This window comes from Streptomyces sp. NPDC052107, from assembly GCF_040680215.1.
Classification (GTDB): domain Bacteria; phylum Actinomycetota; class Actinomycetes; order Streptomycetales; family Streptomycetaceae; genus Streptomyces.
Map to the genome: position 1 here is coordinate 26,033 of NZ_JBFAWG010000011.1, position 17,128 is coordinate 43,160.

Annotated in this window: 14 protein-coding genes and 4 pseudogenes; 6 read left to right on the forward strand and 12 right to left on the reverse strand. The window is 71.3% G+C overall.

From position 1 onward, the window contains the following. Positions 1–182 precede the first annotated feature (182 nt). Positions 183–3,479 carry a S8 family peptidase gene (locus AB0M27_RS14755; protein ID WP_365721932.1) on the forward strand — a complete coding sequence of 1,099 codons (3,297 nt, stop codon included), beginning with the start codon at positions 183–185 and terminating at the stop codon, positions 3,477–3,479. A 105-nt stretch (positions 3,480–3,584) separates the two neighbouring features. On the opposite strand, the gene AB0M27_RS14760 is transcribed toward AB0M27_RS14755, so the two are convergent. Both AB0M27_RS14760 and AB0M27_RS14765 read right to left on the reverse strand, forming a co-directional pair. Further along, a complete protein-coding gene (locus AB0M27_RS14760; RefSeq protein ID WP_365721569.1) occupies positions 3,585–4,202 on the reverse strand; it encodes a hypothetical protein in 618 nt (205 codons plus the stop codon). A 14-nt stretch (positions 4,203–4,216) separates the two neighbouring features. Next, the gene (locus AB0M27_RS14765) at positions 4,217–5,164 is read right to left on the reverse strand and encodes a helix-turn-helix transcriptional regulator (RefSeq protein WP_365721571.1); all 948 of its coding nucleotides are present in this window, start codon (positions 5,162–5,164) and stop codon (positions 4,217–4,219) included. Positions 5,165–5,334: 170 nt separating this feature from the next. Here AB0M27_RS14765 and AB0M27_RS14770 point away from each other — a divergent pair, with 170 nt between their 5' ends. After that, positions 5,335–6,375: an NAD(P)-dependent alcohol dehydrogenase gene (locus AB0M27_RS14770; protein WP_365721573.1), complete on the forward strand. Its 1,041-nt coding sequence runs from the start codon at positions 5,335–5,337 to the stop codon at positions 6,373–6,375. 168 nt (positions 6,376–6,543) lie between these two features. Here AB0M27_RS14770 and AB0M27_RS14775 read toward each other — a convergent pair whose 3' ends face one another. The 4 genes and pseudogenes from AB0M27_RS14775 to AB0M27_RS14790 form a co-directional block, all read right to left on the reverse strand. Further along, positions 6,544–7,260, reverse strand: a complete 717-nt coding sequence (locus AB0M27_RS14775) for a hypothetical protein (RefSeq protein ID WP_365721575.1) — start codon at positions 7,258–7,260, stop codon at positions 6,544–6,546. A gap of 119 nt (positions 7,261–7,379) precedes the next feature. Beyond that, complete coding sequence (locus AB0M27_RS14780) at positions 7,380–7,532, reverse strand: hypothetical protein (RefSeq protein WP_365721577.1); 153 nt, start codon at positions 7,530–7,532, stop codon at positions 7,380–7,382. Between the two features lie 17 nt (positions 7,533–7,549). Further along, positions 7,550–7,801 (reverse strand): annotated as a pseudogene (locus tag AB0M27_RS14785) (SAM-dependent methyltransferase); the annotation flags it as partial. Between the two features lie 31 nt (positions 7,802–7,832). Next, positions 7,833–7,925, reverse strand: a pseudogene (locus AB0M27_RS14790) (DUF4291 domain-containing protein); the annotation flags it as partial. A 274-nt stretch (positions 7,926–8,199) separates the two neighbouring features. Between AB0M27_RS14790 and AB0M27_RS14795 the strand changes: the two are divergent. Continuing rightward, positions 8,200–9,921: a sialidase family protein gene (locus AB0M27_RS14795; protein ID WP_365721579.1), complete on the forward strand. Its 1,722-nt coding sequence runs from the start codon at positions 8,200–8,202 to the stop codon at positions 9,919–9,921. Beyond that, complete coding sequence (locus AB0M27_RS14800; protein ID WP_365721581.1) at positions 9,918–10,385, forward strand: hypothetical protein; 468 nt, start codon at positions 9,918–9,920, stop codon at positions 10,383–10,385. The genes AB0M27_RS14795 and AB0M27_RS14800 overlap by 4 nt, the downstream gene beginning before the upstream one ends. A gap of 138 nt (positions 10,386–10,523) precedes the next feature. Here AB0M27_RS14800 and AB0M27_RS14805 read toward each other — a convergent pair. From AB0M27_RS14805 to AB0M27_RS14815, 3 genes and pseudogenes are all read right to left on the reverse strand, one after another. Then, a pseudogene (locus AB0M27_RS14805) lies at positions 10,524–10,745 on the reverse strand (hypothetical protein); the annotation flags it as partial. Positions 10,746–10,757: 12 nt separating this feature from the next. Then, positions 10,758–11,138: pseudogene (locus tag AB0M27_RS14810) on the reverse strand (peptidase); the annotation flags it as partial. A gap of 50 nt (positions 11,139–11,188) precedes the next feature. Further along, positions 11,189–12,307, reverse strand: a complete 1,119-nt coding sequence (locus tag AB0M27_RS14815) for a hypothetical protein (protein WP_365721583.1) — start codon at positions 12,305–12,307, stop codon at positions 11,189–11,191. A 194-nt stretch (positions 12,308–12,501) separates the two neighbouring features. On the opposite strand from AB0M27_RS14815, the gene AB0M27_RS14820 reads away from it, so the two are divergent. Then, positions 12,502–13,656 (forward strand): cystathionine gamma-synthase, encoded by a 1,155-nt coding sequence (locus tag AB0M27_RS14820; RefSeq protein ID WP_365721585.1) that lies wholly within the window; start codon positions 12,502–12,504, stop codon positions 13,654–13,656. Positions 13,657–14,154: 498 nt separating this feature from the next. Here the strand turns inward: AB0M27_RS14820 and AB0M27_RS14825 are convergent, their stop codons facing one another. The 3 genes from AB0M27_RS14825 to AB0M27_RS14835 form a co-directional block, all read right to left on the reverse strand. Next, a complete protein-coding gene (locus AB0M27_RS14825) occupies positions 14,155–14,403 on the reverse strand; it encodes a hypothetical protein (RefSeq protein ID WP_365721587.1) in 249 nt (82 codons plus the stop codon). Positions 14,404–14,551: 148 nt separating this feature from the next. Beyond that, positions 14,552–15,055: a sigma factor-like helix-turn-helix DNA-binding protein gene (locus AB0M27_RS14830; protein ID WP_365721589.1), complete on the reverse strand. Its 504-nt coding sequence runs from the start codon at positions 15,053–15,055 to the stop codon at positions 14,552–14,554. Between the two features lie 157 nt (positions 15,056–15,212). Beyond that, positions 15,213–15,713 carry a MarR family transcriptional regulator gene (locus tag AB0M27_RS14835; RefSeq protein WP_365721934.1) on the reverse strand — a complete coding sequence of 167 codons (501 nt, stop codon included), beginning with the start codon at positions 15,711–15,713 and terminating at the stop codon, positions 15,213–15,215. Between the two features lie 168 nt (positions 15,714–15,881). Here AB0M27_RS14835 and ilvA point away from each other — a divergent pair, with 168 nt between their 5' ends. After that, positions 15,882–17,111, forward strand: a complete 1,230-nt coding sequence (ilvA, locus tag AB0M27_RS14840; RefSeq protein ID WP_365721591.1) for a threonine ammonia-lyase — start codon at positions 15,882–15,884, stop codon at positions 17,109–17,111. The last annotated feature ends 17 nt before the right edge of the window (positions 17,112–17,128 follow it).

Here is a 17,128-nt window from a genome sequence, read left to right on the forward strand (position 1 = left end):
GCGGCGTAACAGTTTCCCGTCGCTCTTTCTTACCGTCCTCTCATCCATTGAGCCCTCTGATCACCCCCCGGCATACTGCGTGATCCGGGGGGTGACGCTCCTGCGTACGAGACCACCCCCGGCCGGGTGAACGGGGAATTCGCCCGGTACTCCATCTCCAGGGGGAGAACTTGCGCAGACAAGTGAAAAGAGCTGCTGCGGCCAGTGTGGCCACGGCCGCAGCCGTCGCCCTCGCAGCGGGTATGACCAGCCCGGCGTCGGCGAAGCCCACCGAGCGCGTCCCGGCCGCCGCCTCCGCGCTCACCGCGAAGACCCATGTCACCCTCATCACCGGTGACCGCGTCGCCCTCGACGCCAAGGGCCGGATCGTCGGCCTCCAGCGGGCCAAGGGCCGCGAGCACATACCCTTCCAGGTCCGCAGGACCGAGGGCCACACGCTGGTCGTCCCGGTCGACGCGGCCCACCTGGTCGCCTCCGGCAAGTTGGACCAGCGCCTGTTCGACGTCACCGAGCTGAACAAGGCCGCCACCCGCCGGGCCCAGAAGAACGGCCTGAAGGTCATCGTCGGCTACACCGGCTCCGCCGCGGCCGCCAAGGCGGACGTCCGCGGCGCGGCCCGGCTGCGCCGGAGCCTGAGCGCCCTCAACGCCGACGCCGTGCAGACGCCGGTCAAGGACACCGCCGGGCTGTGGCACGCCGTCACCGACGGGAACACCACCGCCTCCGGCATCGCGCACGTCTGGCTCGACGGCGTGCGCAAGGCGTCCCTCGACAAGTCCGTGCCGCAGATCGGCGCCCCGGTCGCCTGGAAGGCTGGCTACACCGGCAAGGGCGTGAAGGTCGCCGTCCTGGACACCGGTGTGGACACCGGTCACCCGGACCTCAAGGACCAGGTGATCGCGTCCAAGAACTTCTCCGGCGCCGCCGACGCCACCGACCACTACGGGCACGGCACCCACGTCGCCTCCATCGTGGCGGGCACCGGCGCCAAGTCGGGCGGCAAGTACAAGGGAGTCGCCCCGGACGCCGAGATCCTCAACGGCAAGGTCCTGGACGACACCGGCTCCGGCGACGACTCCGGCATCCTCGCCGGCATGGAGTGGGCGGCCCAGCAGGGCGCCTCCGTCGTCAACCTCAGCCTCGGCGGCTACGACAGCCCCGGCATCGACCCGCTCGAGGCCGAGGTCAACAAGCTGTCCGCCACCAAGGGCGTCCTGTTCGCGATCGCCGCAGGCAACGACGGCCCGCAGTCGATCGGTTCGCCGGGCAGCGCGGACGCCGCGCTCACCGTCGGCGCCGTCGACAAGAAGGACAAGCTCGCCGACTTCTCCTCCACCGGCCCGCGCCTCGGCGACGGCGCCATCAAGCCCGACGTCACCGCGCCCGGCGTGGACATCACCGCCGCCGCGGCCAAGGGCAGCGTCATCGACAAGGAGGTCGGCGAGAAGCCCGAGGGCTACCTGACCATCTCCGGCACCTCGATGGCCACCCCGCACGTCGCGGGCGCCGCCGCGATCCTGAAGCAGGAGCACCCCGACTGGGGCTACACCGAGCTGAAGGGCGCGCTGACCGGCTCCGCCAAGGGCGGCAACTACACGCCGTACCAGCAGGGTTCGGGCCGTATCGCGGTGGACAAGGCCATCGGGCAGTCCGTGATCGCCGACCCGGTGTCGGTGAACTTCGGGATGCAGCAGTGGCCGCACACCGACGACAAGCCGGTCACCAAGAAGGTGACGTACCGCAACCTCGGCGACAAGGACGTCACGCTCACCCTGGGCAGCACCGGCCTCGACCCCAAGGGCCACGCGGCCCCGTCGGGCTTCTTCGAGCTCGGCGCGACCAAGCTGACGGTCCCCGCGCACGGCAGTGCCTCCGTGGACCTCACCGTCAACACCGAGCTGGGCGGCACCCTCGACGGCGCCTACTCCGCGTACGTCACCGCGACCGGCGCCGGCCAGACGGTCCGCACCGCCGCCGCGGTACAGCGCGAGGTGGAGTCGTACGACATCACGCTGAAGGTCATCGGCCGCGACGGCAAGCCGGCCAAGTACTACCAGACCGACCTCAGCGGTGTGGCCGGCCTGGCGAGCGGCACGCAGCTGAGCCCGTACGACAAGTCCGGCACGGTGAAGGTGCGCGCGCCCAAGGGCACGTACATCCTGAACTCCGCCGTCTACGTGGACAAGGACGGCACCAAGGGCACCGATTGGATCGCCCAGCCGAAGCTGACCGTCTCCAAGAAGCAGACGCTCACGATCGACGCGCGCAAGGCCAAGCCGGTGGACATCACCGTCCCGGCCTCGGGCGCGAAGTCGCAGTTCGCCGCGCCGGGATACGCCCTGACGCTTCCTGACGGCTGGTACGGCTACAGCTGGTTCCTGGACTCGTACAAGTACTTCCGCACCGCCCACCTGGGCCCACAGCTGCCCGCAGGCCAGCTGTTCCAGCAGTGGGACGGCCACTGGAGCAAGGGCACCGGCGAGGAGTACGACGTCACCGCCGGCGGCCCGGTCAAGCAGCTCGCCACCGGCTACACCAAGCACTGGAAGGCGAGTGAGCTGGCCACCGTCAAGGCCCGGCTCGGCGCCGCCGCGAGCGGCAAGACCGGTTCGATCAGCGCCACCGGCTGGCTGCCCGGCAGCTCCAGCGCCTCCTCCATCGACGTCCCGCAGAAGCTGCCCGGCACCCGCACCCTGCACGTCTCCGCGGGCGGCGGAGTCGTCTGGGACCTGGACTTCAGCCAGTACGGCGGGAGCGACCAGGACGGCTTCCCGATCCAGGACGCGGGCTACACGCTCGGCCAGTCCACCTTCAAGGCCGGCCACAGCTACACCAAGACCGTCAACACCGCGGTCTTCGGCCCGCACGTCGACAAGGACCTCGGCCTGTTCCGCACCGGCAACGAGATCTACGGTTCGCTGCCGCTGTTCGCCGACTCCGGCAAGCACGCCGGGTACTCGGAGTTCACCTCGGTGAACACGACCCTGTACCGCGACGGCACCAAGGTCGGCTCCAACGAGGACCCGCTGTTCGGCGACTCGACCTTCAAGGTCCCGGCCGGTGACGCCGCGTACCGGCTGACCACCTCGGTCAAGCGCTCGGCGAAGGTCGCCCGGGCCTCCTCGCGGATCGACGCGACCTGGACCTTCCGCTCCAAGAAGGTGTCCAGCGCCGTCCGGCTGCCGGCCTCCGTCCTGCACTACGGCGCCACGACCGACCTGGACAGCCGGGTCGCGGCCGGGAAGACGGTCACCTTCCCGGTCACCGTCGAGGGCTCGGCCGCGGGCGCCAACCTGAAGTCCCTCGCGGTGTATGTCTCCTACGACGGCAAGACCTTCACGAAGGTCGACGTCCGGGGCGGCAGGATCACCGTGAAGAACCCGGCGAAGGGCAAGTCCATCTCCTTCCGCACCAAGATCACCGACAGGAAGGGCAACACGTCGGAGATCACGATCTACGACGCGTACTTCGGCAAGTGAGCCGGTAACAGCCGGTCATCGGAGCGCGGGCGGCCCGCCGGAGGCATCGGCTTCCGGCGGGCCGTCGTATGTGGATCAGACCGATGCGGATCAGGGATACGCGGATCAGGCGTTCCGGGCGAAGATCTCCCGGATCGCCGCCAGTTCTGCCTCTCGCTCCTTCTCGTCCGCGTACCAGCCCTCCGCGGCCCGGTCCTCGACGACACCTTCGGGGGTGAAGTCCCGGCCGAACCGGTAGTCCTGGAGGCAGTAGTCGAACCCGGACTCGTTGAACAGCTCCAGTTTCCTGCGGCGGCAGTACCCGGCCACTCCGTCGGCCACCCGCCACTCGGTGCCGTCGCACCAGAAGACGCCACCGGCGTAGTGGATCGTGTCCTTCGTCCGCGGGTCCGTGAGGTTCAGGGACTCGTAGTCCTCCGGGCGGTTGCGCACCAGCCGGACGAGATCCTCGGGGACGCCGTCGTAGAACGACTGCTGAAGGGCGTAGTCGCCCTCGGCGTACAGGTTCAGCTCCGCCTCGTGGTCGAAGGTCAGCAGCAGCCCTCGTCCGTCCTCGGTGAAGTACCAGACGGCCGACTGGCCGCCCCCGTCGTTCCAGCCGAACCGCCGCGCCCCGTCCACCGTCACCGGCGCGACCTCGACGATCTCGCCGACGATCGCCGCACGCCGCCGTACCTCGGCGAGAGGGGTCGCCCTGAGGGCGTCCCAGGTGTCGTCACTCATGGCCACAGGCTAGGTCAGTGACCGCCAACCGCCCCGGGCCGGGTCGGCGACTGGGCCGACGGCACCGCGCGGGCCGCGTCCGTGCCCCAGCTGGCCAGGAGGCGCAGGGAGTCGGCGGTCGGGGAGCCCGGCTCGGCGTGATAGGTGATCAGCGACTGCTCCGAGTCGTCCGGCAGGCGGAAGGACTCGAAGTTCAAGGAGAGGTCGCCGACCAGCGGGTGGTGCAGACGCTTGACGCCATGGCTCTTCTCCTTGACATCGTGCGTCGCCCACAGGCGGCGGAACTCCTCGCTCTTGACGGAGAGTTCGCCGACGAGTGCCGACAGCTTCGGGTCGTCCGGGTGGCAGCCCGCGTCCATGCGCAGGGCGCAGACGATGTCGATCGCCTTCTGCTCCCAGTCGATGAACAGCTCGCGGTAGTCCGGGCGCAGGAACACCAGACGGGCCCAGTTGCGCTCGCCCGCCGGCAGTTCCGCCCAGTCGCCGAAGACCGCCGCAGCCATCCGGTTCCAGGCGAGGATCTCCGAGCGGCGTCCGACGACGTACGCCGGTACGCCGTCCATCGTGTCCAGCAGCTGCCGCAGCGCGACGCGGATCTGCTGCTGCCGCGCCGCCGGCTTCTTCTTGTGCGACTTCGGCTTGGCCAGATGCGTCAGATGCGCGTGCTCGGCGTCCGACAGCCTGAGCGCCCGGGCGATCGAGTCCAGGACCTCCGCCGAGACGTTCCGCCCGTTGCCCTGTTCCAGCCGGGTGTAGTACGCCACCGACACTCCGGCCACCTGGGCCAGCTCCTCGCGGCGCAGCCCCGGCACCCGCCGGTGCCGTCCGAAGTCCGGCAGCCCCACGTCCTCCGGCTTCAGCCGGGCCCGCCGGCTGCGCAGGAACTCGCTCAGCTCGGCCCGCCGGTCCAGCGGCCGCCCGGCGGCTGCTGCGGCTTGCGGTGCTGGGTCCCTGTGTTCCATACGTCCAGTATTCCTGGTCGTACGCGCACGAGCCTGACCCCGCCAGTGGTAGGCACAGCGGTCGTACGCAAAGGCGTGGTCTGGGTGGCCGGCCGAGCCCGCGGCAGGCTGGGAGCCGTACCCGGCCGGAAGGCGGCCGGGCACGGAACACCTGCTAGGAGAACCCCGGCATGACCACTGTTGCTGCGTACGCCGCACCCGCCGCGAAGGCTCCGCTGGAGCGGACCACCATCGAGCGGCGCGCGGGCGGCGAGTCCGACGTCCTGATCGACGTCAAGTTCGCCGGCATCTGCCACTCCGACATCCACCAGGCCCGCGAGGGCTGGGGCGAGGCCATCTTCCCGATGGTGCCCGGCCACGAGATCGCGGGTGTGGTCCGCGAGGTCGGCCCCGGTGTGACGAAGTTCGCCGTCGGCGACCGGGTGGGCGTCGGCTGCATGGTCGACTCCTGCCGCGAGTGCGAGAACTGTCTCAAGGGTCTGGAGCAGTACTGCCTCAAGGGCATGGTCGGCACGTACAACGCCATCGGCAGGGACGGCGAGCCCACCTACGGCGGCTACTCCGAGAAGATCGTCGTCGACGAGAACTACGTCGTGCGCATCCCCGACGGCCTGTCGCTGGACGTGGCGGCCCCGCTGCTCTGCGCCGGCATCACCACCTACTCCCCGCTCAGGCACTGGAACGCGGGCCCCGGCAAGAAGGTCGCCGTGGTCGGACTGGGCGGCCTGGGCCACATGGCCGTCAAGATCGCGCACGCGATGGGCGCGGACGTGACCGTCCTGTCGCAGTCCCTGCGCAAGAAGGACGACGGCCTGAAGCTGGGCGCCGACCACTACTACGCCACCAGCGACCCGAAGACCTTCGAGGAGCTGGCCGGCACCTTCGACCTGATCGTCTCCACCGTCTCGGCACCGATGGACTTCGGCGCGCTGCTGTCGCTGCTGAAGGTGGACGGCGCGCTGGTCAACGTGGGTGCGCCCGAGGAGCCCATCGCCCTGAACCTCTTCTCGGTGATCGGCGGCCGCAAGACCCTCGCGGGGTCGATGATCGGCGGCATCGCCGAGACCCAGGAGATGCTGGACTTCTGCGCCGAGCACGGCATCGGTGCCGAGATCGAGCTGATCAACGCCGAGCAGGTGAACGAGGCGTACGAGCGGGTGCTGTCGAGCGACGTCCGCTACCGCTTCGTGATCGACACGGCGACCATCTGACCGACCCGGTTGGGGGCTCCATCGCCGGTGCGGGTCGTCGTGGTCGTTCGCGCAGTTCCCCGCGCCCCTTCGGGGCGTGGGGGGCGCCCCCTCTGGGGGAGGCACCCCGTATGCGGCAGGTGGGCCTCGTGTCGTCTTACCCGCATTTGATCGGTGCGCGGCCCGGCCCTAGCCGATCGGGAACCCTTCCCCCGCACGGTAGGCCCGCACGAGCACACCTCCGTCCCCGCCCGGCCGTACGACGTGGGCGCGCCCCGGCCCCGCCACCCGGACGTCGCCGTCCACCACGTGGAGCAGGGTGTTCTCGTCCACGGCGACCCCGTACGGTGCCGCACCCCGCCCGACCACCGAGATCAGCCGCGCGAGCGTCCCCCACTGGGCGGCGTGGACGTCCACCGCGAACGGCACCAGGCCGAGCCCCGCCCGCACCTCGACCTCGGCCAGGTCCTCCCCGGTCTCCTCCGGGCACACCGGCACCCCGTCCACCAGCCACCCGCCGACCACGGCCCGCCGCGCGGCGACGGCGGCACCAGCGGAGAAGCCGGCGTACGGCATCTGGCGCCCGGCGAGCAGCGCCGGCAGCCGCTCCAGACAGTCCCCGAGTGCCTCCTGATACGCGGGCGTCAGCCCACCGCACACCAGCAGCCCGTCGACCCCCGCCAGCACCGCCTCCGGCTCGAACCGGCCGCCGAGCGGCACGAGCAACGGCACGGGCGTGACCGGTCCCGCCTTCCGCAGCACCTCGGCGTACCGCTGGAACTGCGCCGCCCCGTCCCCCTCGTCGACGATCAGGCACCCGATCCGCCGGTCCCCTCCGACCGCGCGGACGAACGGCTCGTACACCTCGGCCGTGTCCCACCCGCCACCGATCAGAAACGTGCTCACCGGTTTCCTCCCCCTCGCGCTGCGGCTTCCGCCGCATCCGTAGCTGCCATGGCTTCTGTGGCTTCCATGGCCTCGCGAACGGCGAATGTACGCAGAAGGGCCCGCCCTCGTCGCCGGAATTACCCGGCCTGGGCCCGGAGCCCCAGCAGGTCGGCCGCGTTGCCGCCGAATACGCGCTCTCGGACCGTCACGGAATCCGTCGTCCGCTCCACCATCGTGCGGGCGGGGGCGGCCAGGACACCCCGGTCCTGCGAGTCCCTGCTGCCCTGCACCAGGCCGTGCGGCGGCCCTACAGGTCGGTCACCAGGAGGCGGTAACCGACGTCCACGGTCTCATGCGTGAGCAGCTCGGCGTGACGGCTGTGCCATCGGCCGGTCGCCAGATCGTCCGCAAGGCGGGTCAGGCCCGGCGCGATGACGTCCTCGCCGGTCTGGGCGAGCAGGGAGATGCCCGCGCGTACCTGCGGATCGAGGTAGGCGTGCGGACGGCGCCAGTAGGCGGCGGCGAATCCGTCCGTGCAGTCGTGGGGCACCAGAACAGTAGTCGGGTCGCGGAATCCAGATCGCCGCTGTTAGGCGGCGTTGCCAGGTGCTGTGGTCGGGGTGCAGACCACGGTCGTAACTCGACAGGCAGGCGTTGCGCAGCGCCCGCTCGAAGCCGTCGTGCGCCGTGTTCACAGTCCCTTCTGGCGCACCCCGTGGGCACTGTCCGGCCCGCTTCGAAAAGAGTTCGGTTTCTCGCGACGGACCCCGCCTGCCTCCTCGTAGAGCAGACGAAGGCACCACCCGTACCGCAACGCACCACCACCCTTGGTCCGACTCGCGAACCCACGAGGTACCTGTGGCTTTCCTCTCGACACTCCGTCTTCACCGCCACCCGCGGTCGCAGGGGCGTCTCGCCGTCGGGTTGCTGGCACTCATCGCCGGAACCCTGCCGAGTGTGGCGGCCGACGCCGCCACCCCGCCCTCCGGATCGGTCAGCGACACCGCGCCCACGACCACGTGGAGCGCCGGTCCCTTCGCCGTCCCGAACGTCTCCGGCACTGCCGGGACGGTGAGCTGCGGGAATCCGCAACTCTGCGACGACTACACCCTGAAGGTGTCGGTGCCCGTGGGCTACGACGCCGGTCACAGCCTGCGCGTCGATGTCAAGTGGCCGGACTCCGCCGCCGACTTCGACCTGTACGTCCTCGACGCGGACGGCCGCGAGGTGGCCGCCTCGGCCTCTTCCAGCGACCCGGAGACCGTGCTGCTTCCGGCGGTGACGGCGTCGTACACCGTGCGCGTGGTGCCGTACGCCCCGCTCGGCGACAGTTTCACCGGCACCGCGAGCCTGGTCGCCGATCCGGTCGATCCGCCGCCGAGTACGGCGACCCCGCCGATGTACGCGAACTCCTCGGCGCCCGACGGCATCAAGGACGCGCACAACGCCGGCGAACCCTCGATCGGCGTCGACCGCGCAACCGGTGCCGCGATGTTCCAGGCGTACACCTCGACGCTGAAGGTCAGCTACGACGGCGTCGGCGCCGCCACCTGGCAGGACAAGAGCGCCAACGCCGCCAGCGGCTGTCCCCAGGGCAGCACCACCAGCCTCGACCCGATCCTGTTCACCGACCCGGCCACCCACCGCACCTTCGAGTCACAGCTCGCCGGAAAGACCGCCCTGACCTGCTACACCGACGACGACGGCGAGACGTGGACGCCGACAGGCGGCTCGGGCATCAACTCCGGTGTGGACCACCAGACCATCGGGGGCGGCCCCTTCACCACGGGCGAGCCGGGCGCCGTCACGGCGTACCCCAACGCCGTCTACTACTGTTCCCAGGACATCGCCGACGCCTCCTGCGCGGTCAGCCGGGACGGCGGTCTGACGTACGGGCCCGCCGTTCCGATGTACTCGCTGCTGGACTGCGGCGGCCTGCACGGGCACGTGAAGGTCGCCCCGGACGGCACGGTGTACGTGCCCAACAAGGGCTGCGGCGGCAACCAGGCCGTGGCCGTCTCCGAGGACAACGGGCTCACGTGGACCGTCCGCAAGAACCCGTCCAGCACCCCCGCTGACTCCGACCCGAGCGTCGGAATCGGCGCCGGCGGGACTGTGTACATGGGCTACCAGAACAGCGACGGCACCGCGCGGATCGCCGCCAGCCACGACAAGGGCAAGACGTGGCTGTACGACCAGAACGTCGGCGCGTCCCTCGGCATCAAGAACATCGTCTTCCCCGCCGTGACCGCGGGCGACGACAACCGCGCCGCCTTCGCCTTCCTGGGCACCACCACCGGGGGCAACTACCAGGACACAGCCAACTTCAAGGGCGTCTGGCACCTGTACGTGGCCACCACCTACGACGGCGGCCAGTCCTGGGTCACCGTCGACGCCACCCCCACCGACCCGGTACAGAAGGGTTCCATCTGCACGGGCGGCACCACCTGCGGCCAGGACCGCAACCTCCTGGACTTCATCGACGTCACGCTCGACGCCCAGGGCCGTGTGCTCGCTGCCTACGCCGACGGCTGCACCGGCACCTGCGCCACCGGCGGCGCGCAGAACTACGACGCACTGGCCTCCATCGCCCGCCAGTCCTCCGGCAACACGCTGTACGGCGCGTACGACGCCGTGGTCGCCGGCAAGCACAAGAAGTCCAAGGGGGCCGCTGGGTGAAGCCGTTCGCCCCGGCCGCCGTGCTGGTCGGCGCCGTCCTCGGTCTGGTAGCCGTCACCGGATGCTCGCCCGCGCCCCGGAACGCCGGGCCCTTGCGTGCGACGCCGTACACGGCCGCCTCCGCACCCGGCGGCTGCCCCACCGCCGCCTCACTGCCGCTTCCCAAGGACTTCCCGGCGGATCTGCCGGTGCCCGAGGGCACGGTCGTGACCTCGGTGGAGCACCGCACCGGCGGCCGGCTGATCGTCGCCACGGTCGTACGGAGCGGCTTCGACGCCACCTTGGCCTTTCTGCACAAGCAGCTTCCCAAGGCCGGATACACCTCGAAGGACGGTGAGGTGGAGAAGGACGACGCCGAGTCGAACTTCTCCTCCACGACCGTCCGGGGCCGCTGGACGCTGCGGAAGATGCCCGACTGCGAGGGAGGGGTCTACGTGACGTACCTGACGTCTGCGGTCTCCTGAACTCGGCCCGGCCGGGGCCTCTTCCCGGCCGGTGGTACCGCGAGTGGCCACCTTTCGCGGCGAGCGGCACCGCGTGCGACGTCCGAAGGGTGGCCCCTCGGACTGGAGGACCGCTGGTGAACAGGTGCACAGCGAGCGATGGCCGTCGACCAGCTTGAACTGATCCAGCGCCGCCTCGTCACGGTTCTGCAGATGGAGGTAGAACGCCAGCAGGTGGCGCAGTTCCGGCGGGCGCGGGCGCGGGCGCGTGGGCTCGGCCGCCGCCGCGTCCGCCAGCGCCGCGTCGACCCGGGCCCGCATCTCTGGCGTGGTGTCGGCCGCGGTGTCGTCCGACTCGCCGTGCTCGAAGTGCGCGATGAGCTACGGCGAGGTCGGCTCTCTCAGCAACTCCGACCGGAGGTCCACCAGTTCCAGCTCACGGGCCGTCGGCAGCTTGCCGCAGCCGCCGCAGAACTCGCCCGCGCGGCGGCAGCAGTTGTGCCTGCAGCCCGAGGGTGGCGTAGGAGTCGAGACAGAAGCCGTGGGACGCGGACAGCACCGGGATCTCGCGCAGCGCCGACGCCGTCGCGTCGCGTCCGGCGATCCGCGCGGCGGCCAGGTCGGCGGCGAACTCCTGGCCGCGCGCCGTGGAGAGCGAGGGGCACGCAGGTAGAACTTGGCGTACGCGGTGTAGATCGCCGCCATCATCCGGTACGTCACCCCGGAGCCGGTGGTGTCGACGTTCTTGGCCTTCTTGCCCTTGGCGATCCGCTTGGTGTGGCCGTGGCCCAGCCGGGGGGCGATGGCAGGGCTGTGGCCGTGGCTCAGCCGGGGAGGGTGGCCGGGCTGCCGCCGTTGGCCTCGTAACCGGCCACCGCCAGGGCGCGGTAGAGGGCGAACTCGGCGGCCGGGTCGGCGGACAGCGTCCAGGGCAGTGCGCCGACGTGCCCGTCGACCTGTATCAGCTGGTACATGGCCTCCTGCCAGCGCTCGGCGCGGACCAGGAAGAAGATCAGCAGATGGCGGACGTGCGCGAGCATCGGGTCGTCGGGGCGGGCCGAGTGCACCGCGTGCAGGGCGCCGTGCATGGCCTTGGTGACGACCGCGCTCTGGTAGAAGCCCGCCACCAGGTTCACCTCGGGGAGGTGCTCGAAGACCGCGAACAGGGGCAGTGCGGCGAGCAGCGAGCCCTGGGGCGCGCGGGCCGCGGCGGCCTCGGCGAAGGAGTAGGCCTGCTCGCGTGAGCCGTGCCACTTCTCGCACCAGTAGTGCAGCGCCGCCAGATGCGCGCCCATGTGGTGCGGGGCGCGGTCGAGGATCTTCAGCCACAGCCGGTCGAACTCGGCCTGCGGGTAGGCGAGTCCGCGTGCGATGGACAGCTCGACGATGTACGGCACCGGGTCTCCGGGAGCGAGCAGGGCCGCCTGACCGCACGCGTCCCGGGCCTCCTCCATGATGATCCGGAAGTCGTCCGTGCCCGGCGTCGACGTCCGCCAGGCCTGCTGCACCAGGAACTCCGCGTACACGGCGGCGCAGCCCGCGTCCTTGGGCTGCTCGGCTCGCCACACCCGCAGCCACTGGCCGCCCGGCGTCTCGTGCACCCCGCCGGGCCGCTGCTGCAGCTCCAGCGCGGCCGCGCCCGCGAACGCCTGCACCCGCTGCCAGCGCAGCTCACCCTCGGTCTCGGTGCCGGCCAGCAACTGGGAGGCCGCGCGATAGTCCTGCGTGCGCTGCACCAGATCCAGGACGTCCAGCAGGTCCTGGTCCGGGCCGGGCATGCGCAGGTCCAGCTCCTCCTGGCGCACGAAGCCGTAGGCCGCCGGGTCGGCGGCGTCCGGGTGTCCTGGGGGAACCTGCTCGATCACGCCGCGCCTGCGCCGCATGACCGACAGCAGTACGAAGCTCAGCATGAGCAGCGCCATGAGCAGCCAGAGAATCGACATGCCTCAAGCGAACCAGACGCCGCCGACAATTGGCCAACCCCACCGCGGAGCTGTGGAAAACTCCGGTCCCGTTCATGACAGGACACTCCGGGGGCGGTGTCCGCACGGCGTTCACGCAGGGAAAACCCTTCGTCCGATGCCGCCCGAGCCCGGCGGGCGTCAGCATCCGGCCAAGCGCACTACGCTCGGTGCACATGAGCGACAGGCACATCAGTCAGCACTTCGAGACCCTCGCGATCCACGCGGGCAACACCGCGGATCCCCTCACCGGCGCGGTCGTCCCGCCGATCTACCAGGTCTCGACCTACAAGCAGGACGGCGTCGGCGGGCTGCGCGGCGGCTACGAGTACAGCCGCAGCGCCAACCCCACCCGCACCGCCCTCGAGGAGAACCTCGCCGCGCTGGAGGGCGGCCGACGCGGCCTCGCCTTCGCGTCCGGCCTGGCGGCCGAGGACACCCTGCTGCGCACGCTGCTCAGCCCCGGTGACCACGTGGTGATCCCGAACGACGCCTACGGCGGCACCTTCCGCCTCTTCGCCAAGGTCGTCACCCGCTGGGGCGTGGAGTGGTCCGTCGCCGACACCAGCGACCCGGCCGCCGTACGGGCCGCGATCACCCCGAAGACCAAGGCCGTCTGGGTGGAGACCCCGTCCAACCCGCTGCTCGGCATCACCGACATCGCCGCCGTCGCTCAGGTCGCGCACGACGCGGGTGCGAAGCTCGTCGTCGACAACACCTTCGCCACGCCGTACCTCCAGCAGCCGCTGTCGCTGGGTGCGGACGTCGTCGTGCACTCCCTGACCAAGTACATGGGCGGCCACTCGGACGTGGTCGGCGGCGCGCTGATCGTCTCCGACCAGGGCCTCGGCGAGGAACTGGCCTACCACCAGAACGCGATGGGCGCCGTCGCCGGCCCCTTCGACTCCTGGCTGGTGCTGCGTGGCACAAAGACCCTCGCGGTGCGGATGGACCGGCACAGCGAGAACGCCGAGAAGATCGCCGACGTGCTGACCCGGCACCCGCGCGTGACCAGCGTGCTCTACCCGGGCCTGCCCGAGCACCCCGGCCACGAGGTCGCCGCGAAGCAGATGAAGACCTTCGGCGGCATGGTGTCCTTCCGCGTCGAGGGCGGCGAGGAGGCCGCGGTCGAGGTGTGCAACCGGGCCAAGGTGTTCACGCTCGGCGAGTCGCTCGGCGGTGTCGAGTCCCTGATCGAGCACCCCGGCCGCATGACGCACGCCTCCGTGGTCGGCTCCGCGCTGGAGGTCCCCGGCGACCTGGTACGCCTCTCCGTGGGCATCGAAAACGTCGACGACCTGCTGGCCGACCTCCAGCAGGCGCTGGGCTGACGCCAACGGGTGCCTGCGGCGGGTCCGGGTTGCGGACCCGCCGTGGCTGGCCGGTGGGTGGACGGTGCCGGTGGCCGGTTGTTCGGTGAATGGTCACTGATTACTGGTGGCCGGCGCCGATCGCCGGTGGCGGTTGCGGGCGGCAGCGACTGAGGCCACGGCCGCGGTGGAGCCAAGGGCGTGGTGACTCCCTGAGGAGCGCGGGGCCGCATCCATATGCGGCCCTGCCGCAGGGGCGCGAACAACCTACGACGACCCGCACCCGCCCAGGGCGGCAAAGCGCACCCGAAGGCGGCCCCACCCCCCCGCGGGTCCGGTGTCCGATCGCTGATGTCTGGCGGCGGTCGCCGGTGGGCGGCGCCGCCGGGGGCGGATGGCGTGCCCGCCGCTGTGCGGTTCGGCCGACCGGGAGTGCCGTACCTCCGCCGGGTTCACGGCCGTATCAGCACCCCTGTCGACTCGCGGCCGTGCCAGCAACCGCCGCCATCGGCTCCCGGCTCACCAGCCGGTGATCGACGGAGTCGTCTGGGAGGGCGGCACCGCCCACGGGTGCACTCGGGCCGCCCACACGCTGAACGCGACGACTGCGGCGCAGGCCAGCAGCCACAGCACCCGGCGGACGAGCTGCCCGCGCCGCAGCAGGCGCTCGCCGCGGCGCACCGCCTCCGCGCACAGGTCCGGCGGCACCGGCGCCGGGGCCTGCTCCATGATCTGCCGTGCGGCAGCCTCCCGTTCGGGCCGGTTCACGCCGCCCTCCTGATGGTCCGACTTCCTGGTATCCGAGCGCCACTGGGGCCCTCCCCACGCACGGTGCCCCCGCCACCCCGCGCGCTCCCAGCGCGCCGCCCGCGCGCCACAACCTGACCACCCTCCAGGGCGTCCACTCCCCACCCCTTCATGAAGGCGCCATCTCCCTGCCCGTCGCTCGTGGTGTGGGGCGGCTCGCCGGGTGGAGCAGTGTGGCCGTCCCGCGGTCGCAGATGGTGTGGACGCGGTCCCGTGGGAGGCCGAGGAGGGCCGCTGCCTGTTCCTCGGCGACGCCTTCGTAGAGGCGCAGTACCAGGATCAGCCGCTCCTGCGGGGTGAGCGCGGCGAGCGGGCTGCGCGGATCCGGGCGGGTGCGGCCGAAGGCGCCGTACCGGTGCCAGGTCGCGCGTGCGAAGCGGGTGGCGAGGTACTGGCGGGCGCAGTCGTATGGGTCCTCGCCGTGCAGCCGGTCCCAGCGGGCGTAGGTGTGCGCGAGGGCGAGCGTCAGCAGGCGCCTCGCGCGCGGGTTGGCGTTCGGCGCCTCCGCGGTCAGCAGCGTGGCGGTATGCAGCAGACGTCCGGCCGCGCCCGCGACGAACGCCTCGAACTCCCGGGCCCGGCGGGCTCCTCGGAACGCCTGCCGATCACGCACCGCGCCTCCCCCTAGAGGGGCCCTGTCCGGTACGGGACAGGTGAACCGCGTACGACGCAGGACCCGGTCTCATATGAGGCCAGCGGCGGGCCGGGGTCAAGACTCCGGCGCCGACCGGTGCATGTCTGCCGTGAGTGTCCGCGCTGGGCGGCCGACCTCAGGACGCCGGCGGCTGTTCCGCCGGCGCGGTGCCCTGCACGGTCATCCGCGCGGACAGCGCGTGGTTGAACCGGGTCAGGAGCGTGCAGAACTGCTCGCGCTCCTGCGGTGCCCAGTCCTGCGTCAGCTCGGCCATCAGCTGACGCCGGGAGGAGCGCACCTCCTCCAGCCGGGCGACCCCGCGCGGGGACAGCTGGAGGACCACCGCCCGCCCGTCCTCGGGGTGCGAGGTGCGCTTGACGAGCCCGGTGTCGACCAGCGGAGCCACCTGCCGGGTGACCGTGGAGGAGTCGATGCCCATGCTCGCGGCGAGCGACTTGACGCCCATCGGGCCTTCCTTGTCGAGGCGGTTGAGCAGCAGGTACGCCGCGCGGTCCATGGAGTTGCGCACCTGCCCGACCCCGCCGAGCCGCGTCTGTTCGGCACGCCGGGCGAACACCGCCACCTCGTGCTGGAGGGTGTCGAGAAGACCGGTGTCACCGCCGGTCGTCATGTCCATCGACATTTCAGGTGTTGTGGGCATGGCCGGAGGCTCGCTTCATGAAAGGCTGCTTGGTTGGGGGACAGGGTACGCGGCCCGGCGGCGGGTCGTACCGGCGCTGCACAAACCGGTCTCGGAGCTTGGTCACAACCGTCGTGTACGACCGTGAACTGCGATGCTGGAGTCATGAGCTACGGCACGGCTGACTCCTTGCGTTCCGTCACCCTCGACGATGTGCGCGGCGCCCAGAAGATGCTCTCGGGTGTGGCGCGGGTGACCGCGATGGAGGGCAGCCGGCACCTGTCCCAACTGGTCGGCGCACCAGTGCATCTGAAGTGCGAGAACCTGCAGCGGACCGGCTCGTTCAAGCTGCGCGGCGCCTATGTGCGCATCGCCGGGCTGCTGCCGGAGGAGCGGGCTGCCGGCGTGGTGGCCGCGAGCGCCGGGAACCACGCGCAGGGCGTCGCGCTGGCGTCCTCGCTGCTCGGGGTGCACTCCACGGTGTTCATGCCGAAGGGCGCCCCGCTGCCCAAGATCAGCGCGACGCGCGACTACGGCGCCGAGGTGCGCCTGCACGGCCAGGTGGTCGACGAGACGCTGGCCGCCGCCGAGGAGTACGCGGCCGAGACGGGGGCGGTGTTCATCCACCCCTTCGACCACCCGGACATCATCGCCGGTCAGGGCACGGTCGGCCTGGAGATCCTGGAGCAGTGCCCGGAGGCGCGCACGATCGTCGTCGGCATCGGCGGCGGCGGTCTCGCGGCCGGGATCGCGGTGGCGGCGAAGGCGATCAGGCAGGACGTCAGGATCGTGGGCGTGCAGGCGGAGGGCGCGGCGGCCTACCCGCCGTCGCTGGCCGCCGGGCGTCCGGTGTCGGTGGAGAACCCGGTGACGATGGCCGACGGCATCAAGGTGGGGCGGCCGGGCCTGGTGCCGTTCGAGATCGTCAGGGATCTGGTCGACGAGGTGCGCACGGTCAGCGAGGACCAGCTGTCGGCCGCGCTGCTGCTGTGTCTGGAGCGGGCCAAGCTGGTCGTGGAGCCGGCCGGGGCGAGTCCGGTCGCCGCGCTGCTGGCCGCGCCGGACACCTTCGAGGGGCCGGTCGTCGCGGTGCTCTCCGGCGGGAACGTGGACCCGGTGCTGATGCAGCGGGTGCTGCGGCACGGCATGGCCGCGCAGGGCCGCTACCTGGCCGTTCGTCTCCGGCTGACGGACCGCCCGGGCGCCCTCGCCACGCTCCTCGGGGTGTTGTCAGTGGTCGACGCTAATGTCCTCGACGTGAGCCACGTACGAACCGACCCCCGGCTCGGGCTCACGGAGGCGGAGGTGGAGCTGCACCTCGAGACGAAGGGCCCGGCGCACTGCGCCGAGGTCGGCCAGGCCCTGCGGGACGCGGGTTACACGGTCATCGGCTGAGAGTCCCCGCTCCCGGC

Excerpts from the sequence above, each read along its gene's own strand:
- ilvA (WP_365721591.1), top strand. The coding sequence starts at position 15,882 with ATGAGCTACGGCACGGCTGACTCCTTGCGTTCCGTCACCCTCGACGAT.
- AB0M27_RS14765 (WP_365721571.1), bottom strand. The coding sequence starts at position 5,164 with ATGGAACACAGGGACCCAGCACCGCAAGCCGCAGCAGCCGCCGGGCGG.
- AB0M27_RS14770 (WP_365721573.1), top strand. The coding sequence starts at position 5,335 with ATGACCACTGTTGCTGCGTACGCCGCACCCGCCGCGAAGGCTCCGCTG.
- AB0M27_RS14760 (WP_365721569.1), bottom strand. The coding sequence starts at position 4,202 with ATGAGTGACGACACCTGGGACGCCCTCAGGGCGACCCCTCTCGCCGAG.
- AB0M27_RS14820 (WP_365721585.1), top strand. The coding sequence starts at position 12,502 with ATGAGCGACAGGCACATCAGTCAGCACTTCGAGACCCTCGCGATCCAC.
- AB0M27_RS14815 (WP_365721583.1), bottom strand. The coding sequence starts at position 12,307 with ATGTCGATTCTCTGGCTGCTCATGGCGCTGCTCATGCTGAGCTTCGTA.
- AB0M27_RS14835 (WP_365721934.1), bottom strand. The coding sequence starts at position 15,713 with ATGGACATGACGACCGGCGGTGACACCGGTCTTCTCGACACCCTCCAG.